This is a genomic window from Shewanella sp. 30m-14 (assembly GCF_052977125.1).
Genome location: NZ_JBRILW010000022.1, coordinates 14,048 through 28,451 on the forward strand (window position 1 = coordinate 14,048; position 14,404 = coordinate 28,451).

The 14,404-nt window shown below is 42.7% G+C and carries 10 protein-coding genes; 6 read left to right on the top strand and 4 right to left on the bottom strand.

Annotation, left to right across the window (positions count from 1 at the left end; all coding sequences use genetic code 11):
* Positions 1-705: 705 nt before the first annotated feature.
* Together ACVBIU_RS15525 and ACVBIU_RS15530 are read left to right on the top strand one after the other, a co-directional pair.
* Positions 706-1,287 (top strand): Maf family protein, encoded by a 582-nt coding sequence (locus ACVBIU_RS15525; protein ID WP_447159956.1) that lies wholly within the window; start codon positions 706-708, stop codon positions 1,285-1,287.
* 198 nt (positions 1,288-1,485) lie between these two features.
* Complete coding sequence (locus tag ACVBIU_RS15530; protein ID WP_447164234.1) at positions 1,486-2,850, top strand: diguanylate cyclase; 1,365 nt, start codon at positions 1,486-1,488, stop codon at positions 2,848-2,850.
* A gap of 186 nt (positions 2,851-3,036) precedes the next feature.
* Here ACVBIU_RS15530 and ACVBIU_RS15535 read toward each other — a convergent pair whose 3' ends face one another.
* Together ACVBIU_RS15535 and rluC are read right to left on the bottom strand one after the other, a co-directional pair.
* Complete coding sequence (locus ACVBIU_RS15535) at positions 3,037-3,684, bottom strand: HAD-IA family hydrolase (protein ID WP_447159958.1); 648 nt, start codon at positions 3,682-3,684, stop codon at positions 3,037-3,039.
* Entirely contained in the window at positions 3,681-4,640 is a 960-nt protein-coding gene (gene rluC, locus ACVBIU_RS15540; protein WP_447159959.1) for a 23S rRNA pseudouridine(955/2504/2580) synthase RluC, read from the bottom strand. Before rluC ends, ACVBIU_RS15535 begins: the two co-directional genes overlap by 4 nt.
* Before the next feature lie 599 nt (positions 4,641-5,239).
* On the opposite strand from rluC, the gene rne reads away from it, so the two are divergent.
* Entirely contained in the window at positions 5,240-8,437 is a 3,198-nt protein-coding gene (rne, locus tag ACVBIU_RS15545; RefSeq protein ID WP_447164233.1) for a ribonuclease E, read from the top strand.
* A 130-nt stretch (positions 8,438-8,567) separates the two neighbouring features.
* On the top strand, positions 8,568-10,127 hold the full coding sequence (locus tag ACVBIU_RS15550) for a SulP family inorganic anion transporter (protein ID WP_447164232.1): 1,560 nt from the start codon (positions 8,568-8,570) through the stop codon (positions 10,125-10,127).
* A gap of 74 nt (positions 10,128-10,201) precedes the next feature.
* Here the strand turns inward: ACVBIU_RS15550 and ACVBIU_RS15555 are convergent, their stop codons facing one another.
* On the bottom strand, positions 10,202-11,107 hold the full coding sequence (locus tag ACVBIU_RS15555) for a bifunctional methionine sulfoxide reductase B/A protein (RefSeq protein ID WP_447164231.1): 906 nt from the start codon (positions 11,105-11,107) through the stop codon (positions 10,202-10,204).
* A gap of 446 nt (positions 11,108-11,553) precedes the next feature.
* Here ACVBIU_RS15555 and ACVBIU_RS15560 point away from each other — a divergent pair, with 446 nt between their 5' ends.
* The gene (locus ACVBIU_RS15560; RefSeq protein ID WP_447164230.1) at positions 11,554-12,393 is read left to right on the top strand and encodes an isopenicillin N synthase family dioxygenase; all 840 of its coding nucleotides are present in this window, start codon (positions 11,554-11,556) and stop codon (positions 12,391-12,393) included.
* A gap of 117 nt (positions 12,394-12,510) precedes the next feature.
* Positions 12,511-13,449 carry a ribosome biogenesis GTPase YlqF gene (ylqF, locus tag ACVBIU_RS15565; RefSeq protein ID WP_447159964.1) on the top strand — a complete coding sequence of 313 codons (939 nt, stop codon included), beginning with the start codon at positions 12,511-12,513 and terminating at the stop codon, positions 13,447-13,449.
* Between the two features lie 150 nt (positions 13,450-13,599).
* Here the strand turns inward: ylqF and ACVBIU_RS15570 are convergent, their stop codons facing one another.
* Entirely contained in the window at positions 13,600-14,097 is a 498-nt protein-coding gene (locus ACVBIU_RS15570; RefSeq protein ID WP_447164229.1) for a low molecular weight protein-tyrosine-phosphatase, read from the bottom strand.
* Between the last annotated feature and the right edge of the window lie 307 nt (positions 14,098-14,404).

Here is a 14,404-nt window from a genome sequence, read left to right on the forward strand (position 1 = left end):
AACACCCTTATACATTCTAGGTGATGAACAGCCGTTTGATTCAGCTAAGTGAGTTGTTAGGTAACCGCATTGTACAAGAAACACAGCAAGCATGACATTATATTTCATCTATAAATGCGTTTAAGTGTTCGTAATTCCATCGCGTTAATCTTTTTTTGTGACGCTCTTAATAAAGATGACCATAAACTGCAACCGATTGCCTCTATTCTCTCTCATTACGGGCCAATAAACCGCATTGATAAACATAAAATTCAAGTCTCTGAATAACGTAATATTATTAATAATCTAGCCATCAAAACCAATAATCATGCTCATTGGGCTGATAATACTACAGCGTTAGCGCGAGTAAGATGCCACCTTTAACGCTCGTAACTTCAAATTTTAGTGTAAGTATACTACCCCTTCTCAATTTTCTTATGCTCAAGGGTTTACGGGAGGGTGCTTTGGTACATGATAGCGATGACTACTTTCGCCTATGCCGCCAACTGTTTGTGGGTACATCAACTTATAAAGCGTAACGAAACCATTAAGCGCAAAGAACAAGAATGTGTTTCCCCCCTTACCACCTACACCTAATATTAATCACCCTATGATCGTGAATTTCAGTGTCAATTTGCGTATTTATTCAAGTAAAATAATTCGTATAATCATCCATTCAAACGCGCCTATCATAATATCGCGATAAACACTTCAAGGCTTAAGTCTATGTCAGCTTCAATTGTTCTTGCTTCAACCTCACCTTTTCGCCAACAACTTCTGCAAAAACTTGCATTGGAATTTAGCTGTTGCTCTCCTGAAGTTGACGAAACGGCGTTAGATAATGAGTCACCAACCGATTTAGTTTTGCGCTTAGCAAAACTCAAAGCCGCTGCAGGTGTACAGCGCAATCCCAATAGTATAGTGATAGGTTCAGATCAAGTCGCCGTGATCGATGGACAAATTATTGGTAAACCATTAACTCGTGAAAAAGCGATTGAACAACTAACAGCTGCTAGCGGGCAAGCAATTACCTTCTATACAGGCCTTGCTGTACATAATGGTAAGAATTCGCATGTGGAAGCGATCGTTGAGCCCTTTATTGTCCACTTTCGGACTCTGAATCATCAGCAGATCTGTCGTTATGTCGATATGGAACAACCTTTCTACTGTGCTGGCAGCTTTAAAAGTGAAGGGCTTGGGATCTCATTATTTGAGAGATTAGAAGGAAAGGACCCAAACACACTTATTGGATTACCATTAATTTCACTAATAGACTTGCTTCATTTACAGGGTGTGGACGTACTTTAATTCCCCGCACGATACTAACAACAGCTCCATTAGGGGCTGAAAATATAAAGCAGATTAATAATACCTCTACTAAAATTTAGCTACTAATTGGAATAGATGTCGTCATTTAATCTACGTAGAACAATAGAAATCTACAACAAACAGGCAGTTAATTAAGGCTTTATAGAGTACAGACGGCATAACTTTTGAGCAAGGATTATGACCAACATTGAAGAAGCGCTAGCTTTACTTGCAGCACCTTGTACCGATGAGCGCTTCTTTACTCGTGCATTAGGCGCCTTAACGCTTGTGACACATTGTCGTTGGGCGGGCTTTGCTCGTCCATCAAAGCGGGCAGGCTTCGGTGAGGTCATAGCATTTTGTGACCAACAAAAAAGTTTACCTCGGTTTGAATTTGAACTAAAAGGTTCCCCCTGTGAACGGGTATATATAGAAAAAGAAAAACTCCATTTTACCTTTAGTCGTGATCTACAAAAACGGTTTCCAGATTTTCATATCATCAAAACCTTGGGGGCAAATAGTTACCAAGCAGAAAAAATAATAAGTGAAGCGGGTGAAGTACTCGGTCACATTTTCGTGTTAGATCCCCATCCCCAAACTGAAAACAGCAAATCCATGGCCTTTTTTAGGCTACTGGCACAACGAATTGGTGTTGAATACCATCGATATCTTGTCACCAAAAAACTAGAGCAGCGTCAACAGATGATAGCTTCGTCTGAACAATATATGTCATTTGTCGATACTGATTACATTTACCGCGTCGTTTCCAAAGGTTATGAGACATTATTTAACCTCCCCCAAGATCAGATCATTGGCAAATCCGTTATAGAACTTCACGGCCTGGAAACGTTTGAACATCAGATAAAACCATTACTGGACCGATGCTATAAAGGTGAGCAAATCAAAACTCAAATTTGGGTTCACCCGCCCAATATTGAAAGCCCATTATTTCTCAACGTGCATCATAACCCCTACTTTAATTCGGCAGGAAAAATTAGAGGCTCCATAGTGTCAGCTCACAATATTACCGAGCTTGAGCACGCAAAAAATAAAGTCGAATATCTGGCCAATCACGACTACCTTACCGGCTTAGCTAACAGGCGCGCATTATTCCAACTTTTTGAAAAACTCATAGAGGTAGGCCGACGCAATGGTAGGAAACTGGCGATTGCATACTTAGATATTGATGAATTCAAGTCAATTAATGATAAGTATGGCCACCAAATAGGTGATCAGGTGTTAAAAGCGGTCGCGAATATTTTGACTGAAACTAGCATACAAGGTGATGCTGTGGCCCGTATTGGTGGTGATGAGTTTCTTCTAATCACCACCTTAGAATGTAAACAACATCCTTTTGGCTACCAAAGCTTACTATATAGGCTCAGAAAGCAACTTGAGCGAGCACTCTGCACCCATATTACGATCAATGGAGCGCCAATCAAGATTAGTGCCAGCATTGGGCTTCATCTAGTCGATGATACTTCGGTTGAATTATCTTCGCTTATTAGCTGTGCCGATAATGAGATGTTTAAACATAAACAAACCAGAGCGATTCGGGTTTAACGGTCAAATGCAGCAATTGCAAATTGCAAAGCACTTATTGGCATGTTTTAAACACAGTTTAGTCGTGCGTCTTAGTCAACATTATCTGAGCTAGCGTTATCTTAACCAGAATCGCTTGAGTAAGACTGAAGCCCCCTCTCACTCAGATTGGAATACCATTAAGTATAAGAGAGTGACTAAATAAAATTACGCCAGTACACCGAGTAAATCTATCGGCTTATGGATAATGGCTTTAGGTTTGGCAAGCAGCAATTTTGACTCACTATGTGCACCATAACTCACGCCAATTGCATCAACCCCGGCATTATTGGCCATATTAAGATCATGCAGTGAATCGCCGACCATAATAGCACGCTCAGGCTTAACCTTAAGCTCTTCTAGTAACTCGTGGATCATATCAGGGTTGGGCTTACTCTTTGATTCATCGGCGCAGCGACTTGATTCAAAGTGGCGCGCCAACCCTGTTTCATTTAATACACGGTTTAACCCATTACGGCCTTTTCCTGTTGCGACAGCAAGGCGATAATCCCTTGCGCTCAACTCATTCAATAACAGTTCACTGCCATCAAACATCGGACTCGGCGTAGAATTAAGTGTTAAGTAGTGCTCTTTATACGAATTAATCATGGGTTCGAAATCTGCTACAGGCATCATCGGATATAGCGTTTTGAGCGCTTCATCCATAGACAGACCAATCACATCTCGTATCGCTAACTCTGACGGGCTAACCATAGATAACGACATGGCCATCTGCTGCATGCAGGTAACAATTTTACTGATGGAGTCCATTAAGGTTCCATCCCAATCAAAGATGACTAATTCGTAGGGCTTCATACTTTCTTTAACTTCTTTAAGGTTGATTCGAGTATTAGATCTAGTGGGGCTTTAACTTGCATCACTTCTTCAGTTTCTGGATGAGTAAACTTAAGTTGAGCCGCATGTAAGAACAACCTGTTTAAGCCTTGTGCCCGCATTGAGTCATCAAACTTTTGTTCACTGTACTTTTCATCGCATGCAATCGGGTGTCCTGCGAACTGGCAATGAACACGGATCTGGTGGGTTCGCCCAGTAACAGGACTGGCTTGCACTAACGTTGAATCGCTATAACGCTGCAAAACCTTAAAGCGAGTTTCAGACTCTTTACCCTCTTTATTCACGCGAACAATTCGTTCACCTGATTTAAGCGTTAACTTAAGTAATGGTGCTTTAATGACTTTGTCGTGGCTCTGCCACTCGCCTCTCACAAGCGCTACATAGTCTTTTTGCATCTTCTTATATCTCAGTTGATCATGAAGATGTCTTAAAGCACTTCGTTTCTTAGCGATCAGTAACACACCAGAAGTTTCTTTATCTAGGCGGTGAACCAACTCTAGAAACTTTTGCTGAGTACGTAAAGAGCGCATCGCTTCAATCACACCAAACTCAACGCCACTACCACCGTGAACAGCAATACCTGACGGCTTGTTGAGGACAATGAGATACTTATCTTCAAAAAGGATCCGTTCTTCAAGCTGAGACACTTTAGTCAGCTTAGCCGAAGGACCTGGTTTGCTATCACTTTCAGACACTCTGACAGGAGGAATACGGACAATGTCACCATCGGCTAATTTATACTCAGGCTTAATACGCTTTTTATTAACTCGCACTTCACCTTTACGCACGATCCTGTAGATCATACTTTTAGGTACACCCTTGAGTTTTGTCAGAAGAAAATTATCGATACGTTGTCCAACGTGGTCTTCATCAATAGTAACCAATTGAACTTGTGCTTTTTGAGATGGAGTATTCATGCTGCGCCGTTATGTATTTCGTTACGGCACATTGTACAACAACTCAAAAGAATTGTGCCTTTCCATTTGCTGATTTTATCTATTATTGCTATATTTCCCCCGCTAACGGTGATAACCCGTGGATAAAGTATCCACCAATCAGCCTAGTGTTACGTTACAGAATGAGACTAAAAATGTTTACGGTTTGATAGTAAATCATTGATTTACGGGTCGTTGTATCAATCAAAAGGCCAGTACATGCGCCTTCACGACTAAATTAAAACGAAAACCCAACTTACGACTGGTTTCTCAACTGGAAACGCTCCAATTTCGAAGAATAATTTTAACTCGTCGTCAGACGCTACCATTTCGAATTGGCATTACTGGAAAGTATTTTAAGAATTTATGGGGTTGGTTGACATTTAACAACGAATTCCTTGTTTTTTATAAACATAAAAAAATAAGCCATAAATAGGATGCGACACGCAGAGAATGCGTCTAACAGCAATGCGCACCTTGCCTAGAGACTGACCGTGAGGTTTTGTTTTATAATCCTAGGCCCGTAATGCAGTGAAATAAGTATCGTTTGATGACCTTTATTAAAGAAGAATTACGTCATCATGAAACGGATGTTAATCAATGCGACTCAATCTGAAGAGTTGCGCGTTGCCCTTGTTGATGGGCAACAACTGTATGATTTGGATATTGAAAGCCCAGGTCATGAACAAAAGAAAGCCAATATTTACAAAGGCACAATCACACGAGTAGAACCGTCTCTTGAAGCGGCTTTCGTTGATTATGGTGCTGACCGTCATGGCTTCTTACCCCTTAAAGAAATTGCTCGTGAATACTTTCCTAAAGGTTATTCTTTCCAAGGCCGTCCTAACATTAAGGAAGTGGTTAAAGAAGGTCAGGAAGTCATCATTCAAATTGATAAAGAAGAGCGCGGCAATAAAGGCGCCGCACTGACTACCTTTATCAGTCTTGCAGGTTCTTACCTTGTATTAATGCCAAACAACCCTCGTGCTGGCGGTATTTCACGTCGTATCGAAGGTGATGAGCGTACCGAGCTTAAAGCTGCACTAGCAGAGCTTGAAGTACCACAAGGCATGGGTCTAATTGTACGCACCGCTGGTGTAGGCAAAGATCCAGCTGAACTAAAGTGGGACTTAAAAGTACTTCAGCACCACTGGGCGGCAATCAAAGAAGCTGCAGAGAGTGCGCCAGCACCGTTCTTAATCCATCAAGAAAGTAACGTTATCGTTCGCGCGATCCGTGACTACTTACGCCGTGATGTTGGCGAAATCTTGATCGACCACCCGCGTATTTATGAGCAGGCAAAAGAGCACGTATCTCTTGTTCGCCCTGACTTTGTAGAGCGTATTAAGCGTTACGATGCTGAAGTTCCACTGTTTACGCATTACCAGATTGAAACTCAAATCGAGTCTGCATTCCAACGTGAAGTACGTCTACCATCTGGTGGTTCGATTGTTATCGACCCAACAGAGGCTCTAACCTCTATCGATATTAACTCTGCTCGCGCAACTAAAGGCGGCGACATCGAAGAGACAGCACTTAATACTAACTTAGAAGCGGCTGATGAAATTGCACGTCAATTACGTCTACGTGACTTAGGTGGTTTAGTTGTTATCGACTTCATCGATATGACACCAGTACGTCATCAACGTGAAGTTGAAAAGCGTATGCAAGATGCGGTACATCACGATAGAGCACGTGTACAGTTAGGCCGAATTTCACGTTTTGGTTTAATGGAAATGTCACGTCAACGTCTGCGTCCTTCATTAGAAGAGTCTGCAGCGCACCTATGTCCACGCTGTCATGGACAAGGTACTATCCGTGGTACAGAATCTTTAGCGCTATCAATTCTTCGTCTAATGGAAGAAGAAGCAATTAAAGAGAACACATCGCAAATTGAAGCGGTTGTTCCAGTTGATGTTGCAGCGTTCCTATTGAACGAAAAGCGTAAAGCGATCCGTATTACCGAAAAGCGCCATAACGTTGAAGTGTATGTCATTCCAGATCCAAACATGACAACCCCTGATTACCGCGTAGTTCGCCATCGTAAAGATGACGAGATCAGCGAATCTAGCTACAAGCTACTTGAAAAAGAAGAAGCTAAGCTATACGAGCCTCGTAAACTTGAACGAGCTGCGGCGCCTCAACCAGCATTAAAAGGTTTCTCTACACCAAAGAAAATTGAAGTAGAAGAAACTAAGCCTGTGGCAGCACCTAAGAAAGAAGAAGCACCTGGTTTCTTCGCTAAGATTGCCGCTGCTATTAGCTCACTATTTGGCGCTAAAGAAGAGCCAAAGACTGAGCCTAAGAAGCAAGATAAAGACAGCCGTAATCAAGGCCGTAATAATAATCGCCGTAATAGCAATCGTCGTAACGATCCTCGCCGTAACCGTAACGACAATCGCAGCGACAATCGTAATGATGCTGAGCCATCTAAAGATAAGAGAACGAAAAACAGTCGTAATGAAAATTCTGACACGCGTTCAACATCTGAAGAGACAACCAAACGTCAACCTCGTAACGACAAGCCGCGCAAAGAGACGAAAGTTGAAGCTCCAGCTATCGAGCAGCCTAAGCAAGAAGCTGCACGTGAACGTCGCCAGCGTCGTAACATGCGTCGTAAAGTACGTGTAAACAACGAGCAACAAGAAGAAACTAAAGTAGAGGTCGCGTTAACTGAAGCGCCAGTGCAAGCTAAAACATCAAATGATGATAAGCCTGCGCGTCCAAAGCGTCAGCCACGTAAGCCAAAAGCAAAAGTTGAAACTGTTGACACAGCTGAACAAACAGATGCGATAACAAACGTTGAAGCCCCTGTAGCGGTAGAGACTCAGGTTGAAACATCAACAGCTGTCGAAGTTAAAACTGACACACAAGTAGAAGCTGTCGAATCAAAAGTTGAAATGACTGATGAGACTCACTCTGCAGAAGAAAATGGTCGTGAGCCTCGTGAAGGTCAGCGTAGAAGTCGTCGTAGCCCACGTCACTTACGTGCAGCGGGACAGCGTCGTCGTCGTGACGAAGATTCTCAGCATAATGAAGATGGTTCATCTGTTCCTGTTTTCGTTCCTAACGATGTTGAAAACGCAGCAGCAACGACTCAAGCACCGGTTATAGTGGTTGAAGAGACAACAATAGAGCCAATACAAGTTGAAGCTCCTGTGGTTACAGCACCAGTTGCAGCACCTACTGAAGTTAAAGCCCAAGCGCCAGTGGTTACAGCGCCTACTGAAGTTAAAGCTCAAGCACCTGTGGTCACGGCACCAGTTGAAGCGCCTGCTGAAGATAAAGCCCAAGCGCCAGTGGTTACAGCGCCGGTTGAAGCTCCTGTTGAAGTTAAAACTGAAGCGCCAGTAGTTACAGCGCCGGTTGAAGCTCCTGTTGAAGTTAAAACTGAAGCGCCAGTGGTTGAAGCTGCTCCTGAAGTTAAAGCCCAAGCGCCAGTGGTCACAACAGCTGTTGAACCGAAAGCTGAAGCTAAACTAGGCGCGTCAGCCCCTATGGCTAAGCCTGCTGCAATTAAGCCTACCCAGCAAACAGTGGTAGATACGCCAATTGCTGAAAAAGCGCCTGCTGTAGAGGCTACTGTTGAAGTTAAGCCTGTAGCCAAAGCTGCTAGCCGTTTTGGTTCTATGGTAATGTCAGACACAACTAAGCCAACAGTTGAAAGCAGAGAAAATATTGCGACCCCTACAGGACGCCAATATGAAACTATTGACTCTGGTGACACTGCAAAACCAAGAACTGCAAACAGTGCTAATTCAGAAACTGTTCGCACGTAACCTGAGTTAATCAGTTTGCCAAAAAGCCATGCAGCAATGCATGGCTTTTTTATATTCAAGCTGCGGTAATTTTGTTAGTATTCGCGGCCAATACCCCTAACTATTTCAACAACTTTCCAACAGAGGTTAAATGTTCGATCTTATTCGTCACAAAACTGCCAGTCATAGAGCAGATTTATTATCAGGACTCACCGTAGCCTTAGCTTTGGTTCCTGAAGCTGTTGCATTTGCATTCGTCGCTGGTGTTGAGCCAATGGTTGGTTTGTATGCAGCATTTATTATGGGACTTATCACTGCATTGATTGGTGGCCGCCCAGGTATGATCTCTGGCGCCACTGGCGCCATGGCGGTCGTGATGGTTGCGCTTGTTGCTGAACATGGAGTTCAATACTTATTTGCCGCAGTAGTACTTGCAGGCCTTATTCAAGTTTCAGCCGGTATCTTCAAACTCGGTAAATTTATCCGTATCGTTCCCTACCCTGTAATGATAGGTTTTGTGAACGGTTTAGCGATTGTTATCTTCCTTGCTCAGTTAGGTCAATTTCAAACACCCGACGCAAATGGTGTGATGACTTGGTTACCGCAAAACCAACTATTACTCATGTTAGGCCTAGTCGCACTAACCATGGCGATTATCCAGTTCTTACCTAAAATCACGACAGCGATCCCCTCTTCGCTAGCTGCGATTTTGACGGTAACATTGCTCGTTACCTTCTTGAATTTAGATACTCGAACCGTTCTCGACTTCCTTAAATCAATGAGCGGTAATGACAACGCAACGATTGCAGGTAGCTTACCGACCTTCTCTATTCCAGCTGTCGAGTTTACGCTAGAAACCTTATACATCATTTTACCTTACTCACTTATTCTTGCTGCTGTAGGTCTAATCGAATCATTACTAACGCTTACCGTTATTGATGAGATGACAGGCACTCGTGGCCGTGGAAACAAAGAGTGTATTGGTCAAGGTGTCGGTAACATCACGAGTGGCTTCTTTGGTGCCATGGGTGGTTGTGCCATGATTGGCCAATCGATGATCAATATTAACTCTGGCGGCCGTGGGCGCTTATCCGGCATTACTGCAGCAGTGGCTCTACTTGCTTTCATTTTGTTCGGCTCAGCACTTATCGAAATGATCCCGCTAGCAGCCCTCGTCGGTGTGATGTTTATGGTGGTCCTAGGTACATTTGAATGGGCTAGCTTTAAAGTGATGCGCAAAGTACCAAAACATGACGCATTTGTTATTATTCTAGTGACAATTGTCACCGTATTTACCGATTTAGCTTTCGCTGTATTTGTGGGTGTTATCGTGTCTGCACTGGTGTTCGCTTGGGAACATGCTAAACACATTAATGTTGAAGTGAGCGAAGATCAAAATGGCTGGAAAGTCTATAAGCTTAACGGTCCACTCTTCTTTGGCTCAGTGGCAGAATTTTTGGAGTTATTCCACGCTAAAACGGATCCTCAAGATGTGATTGTCGATTTCCAAAACTCGCGCGTGTGCGATCACTCAGCCCTAGATGCTATCGATACGTTAGCAGAGCGATATGTGAGCGCAGGTAAACGTTTACATTTACGTCATTTAAGCAATGACTGTAAAGAATTACTCGCGAAGGCCGGTGATCTCGTTGAAGTCAATCTAATTGAAGATCCACATTATAAAGTTGCTGACGATAAGCTTGACTCATAAGCGCTAGCTATCGACGACGATTAACGAAAAAGACAGGCAATGCCTGTCTTTTTTATTTTCTAACCCGGTATAAGTCACTTAAGCTTGTCTGCAAACAGTGCTTTGACTTTATCCACCTTAGGTTTTATGACCATCTGGCAATATGGCTGCTCACCATGTAATTCAAAGTAATCGTTGTGATAATTTTCAGCAGCGAAAAAGCCTGTGTAAGCGACCACTTGAGTCACAATTGGATTTGGCCATGCAGCAACTCTGGTTAAGTCTTCAATCATATTATTAGCCAGCTCGGCTTGCAGTTCATTATGAATAAAGATCACCGAACGATACTGAGGACCAACATCGTTGCCTTGTTGATTTAAGCTTGTGGGATCATGACTGACCCAAAACACCTCAAGCAAACTTTCAAAACTCACCTCGTTTGGATCAAACTCTATTTGTACAACTTCAGCATGAGCAGTGTTACCGCTACAAACCGCTTTATAGTTAGCATCATGCCCATCGCCTCCAGCGTAACCAGAAGTGACCGTTTTAACGCCTTTAATGGCTGCAAATACCGCCTCAATACACCAGAAACAACCTCCTCCCAACGTAGCAAGTTGTAACTCAGGCTTAGTTATGGGCGAGTTATCGATTGATTTGAACGTCATTGAAACTGAATTAACACAATGCCTGATATTCTTTGGCGTGAGTAACTCCCCCTCAAACACATGCCCTAAATGAGCATCACACTCAGCACAAACGATTTCGACTCGCATTCCATCCGCATCGGTATTACGTTTAACGGCCCCATCTAATTCGTCATCAAAAGCAGGCCAACCACAGTGGGCGTTAAACTTACTCTCAGAGCGATATAAAGGTGCATCACATCTTTTACAGCAATAGGTCCCTTGAGCTGTGTGTTGATTATATTCACCACTAAATGGCCTTTCAGTGCCTTTATCTTCAATTACATGCTTTTCGAACTCTGTTAGTTTTCTCATTTTACACTCTCTAATCCGCTCAACTATCGACTTTCGCTCAATGAATCACTGAGGTTTATGTCCAACTGGCTTTAAACGTTCCCCTCATGCCCGTTATTAGACCCTATACGCGCACAAAGGCTTTCAAGATGACTTTAATTCTAACGTTTATTGAGAGGCTTGCCCCCTAGTCGAGCTATTTTTCTATCCTTAAAGTTTCCATTCAGCGTAAATTGTTACTTGCCGCCTGTGCAGTGCTTATACAGGAAAAGTATTCAACATTTTTTAATTATTATGAACAAAGAGTGTTAAGCCATAACTAACTCAATATTAATCAATTATCCCAGTATAATTCGACACTATTCGTTAGCCTAAACAATCATCAGTGTGATCGACATCACTTAGGTTTGCGTCGACCGTTTACCCTAGTTAAACTCGGATTGGGTTTAATAAAAAAAAGAATCAAGATGACATTAAAAACAATCGATTACCGCGCAAACGACGCGGCAGAACAATTTGTATCTTCACTACGAGAAACCGGGTTTGGGGTATTAACCAACCACCCTATTGATAAAGAATTAGTGGAGAATATTTACCAAGAGTGGCACGCATTTTTTAATACAGAAGAGAAAAAAGCATATCTGTTTAAGCCTGAAACACAAGATGGATTCTTTCCGGCTGAGATCTCCGAAACCGCCAAAGGTCACAGCGTAAAAGATATCAAAGAATATTTTCATATCTACCCTTGGGGGCGGATCCCAGACTCTCTAAAAGAAAATATTCTTAAGTATTACGATAACGCTAATGCGCTAGCCTCTGAGCTATTAGAATGGATAGAACGACATTCTCCTGCCGAAGTGAAACAGAAGTTTTCAATCGCACTACCAAAGATGATTGAAAATAGCCAAAAAACACTGCTGCGAGTACTGCATTACCCACCTATGTCAGGTAATGAGGAACCTGGCGCGATTCGAGCCGCAGCTCATGAAGATATTAATCTAATCACAGTACTACCTGCAGCGAATGAACCCGGCTTACAAGTACAGCTCAAAGATGGTGAATGGGTCGATGTGCCAAGCAACTTTGGCAATTTGATCATTAACATTGGCGACATGCTGCAAGAAGCATCGGGTGGCTACTTTCCATCAACCAGCCATCGAGTGATTAACCCACAGGGCATGGATAAAACAAAATCGCGAATTTCTTTACCGCTATTTTTACATCCCAACCCAGAGGTAAAGCTGTCAGATAAATATACCGCCGACAGTTATTTGATGGAACGTTTACGTGAATTAGGTGTTATTTAGCCGCTTTCGCATTCAATAAGAGCCCAATAAGCGCCTTAGGGCGCTTTTTGTTTGTTAAACTTAAGCGTTACAAGGTAAAATCCTCTTAATTATGTAATTTGATAGTAGAGCGCACACATGGCAATTCAGTGGTATCCAGGACACATGCACAAAGCACGTAAAGAGATCGAAGAGGTTATGCCTCAAGTCGATTTGGTGATAGAAGTGCTTGATGCGAGGATCCCTTACAGTAGTGAAAACCCAATGGTGCAAACGCTGCGTGGTGATAAGCCATGTATCAAACTACTGAATAAATCCGACTTAGCCGATCCAGAGACAACTCAGGCTTGGATTGAATACCTTGAGCAAGAGCAAGGGGTAAGAGCAATGGCAATTACCACATTGCAGGCTGGACAAGTAAAAAAAATCCCCGATTTATGTCGTAAATTTGTACCCGGTCGCGACAAAATCGAAAAAGATATTCGCACCATGATCATGGGGATCCCGAACGTCGGTAAATCTACCATCATCAACACACTTGCTGGCAGAATGATTGCCAAAACAGGTAACGAGCCTGCGGTAACCAAAACCCAGCAACGTATTAACTTACGTAATGGTATTGTACTGTCTGACACACCGGGTATTTTGTGGCCTAAAGTCGATAACGAAAAAAGTAGCTATCGTTTGGCCGTAACTGGCGCGATTAAAGATACCGCGATGGAATATGAAGATGTAGCCATGTTTGCTGCAGAGTATTTTCTTACCGCTTATCCTGAAGCGATTGCAGAACGCTATAAGATCAAGCAGATGCCAGATACTGACATTGAGCTATTAGAGGCAATTGGCCGCAACCGCGGTGCACTGCGTCCAGGTGGAAGAATCGATCTTCACAAAGCCTCAGAAGTGCTACTTCATGATTTCCGTGCAGGCAGAATAGGCCAACTATCACTTGAAACACCTGCAATGGCTGAAATCGAGAAAGCTGAAGTTGCTAAAATGCTCGCAGAGAAAGAAGCGAAAGAAGAAGCAAAACGAGAATTAGAGCGTTTAAAGCGTTCAGGCAAGCGTTTAAGCTAAGTCTTAAAACTAAGAAAACTAAGTTTTTTGCTTATCTCACAACCTAGAAAAAGCGCTGTTTAGCGCTTTTTCTGTTTTTACCATCACACCTGCAAATATATCGCGAAAAAAACTTTAACCCATATTCATCTAATCTGAGCTAAACATAGATTAAGAGCTCAATAAATTTCCTTCTTGAATACGCTTCACCAGTTGCTCGCAGCTATTATCAAGCAGATCAAGGACCAATTCGAAGCCATCACCCGCCCCATAATAGGGATCTGGTACCTCAGTATAAATCACCTCATGAGTAGCGAAATCGCAGAAATCTAAAATGAGGGCAAGCTTAAACTGATGTTGCTGCGGGCATATACGCTTTAAGTCTTGAAGGTTTTGCTCATCTGCCGCTAAGATCAAATCAAAGTCTTCAAAATCATTAACTTCAACCTGTCTTGCTCGCATTCCATCAAAATTCAAACCACGTTTAATTCCCGCAGTAATTGAACGCTCATCCGGATAGTGCCCTTGGTGATAAGCAATCGTGCCCGCAGAATCAACTTTTATATGTAGTCCTGCGGTTGTGGCTTTGTCTCTAAACATCGCCTCTGCCGAAGGAGAACGACAGATGTAGCCCATACATACAAATAGAACAGAGGAAATTAGTTTCATATCAGTACCCAAAATAGTCAGTCGTTAGCAGTCTACGCGCTATAGAGTCATCATAGCCTGCCATAGTTAACCGCGACGAGCATCTAATGGCTTAGCACTAAGATCCCATAAGCAATATGGCTGCATATTGCCAATAAACTCTCGCAATCACCAAACTTTCACTGCCAACAAACTTTCATTGCAACAAATAATCCTTACCAACAAACAATTATTACCAATAAAATATTGATAATAATTCAACGAATCAGCACTACTTCATTGGTTAAGATGGCGGTAGGATAGCGCTAACGTAAATTATTGATTGACC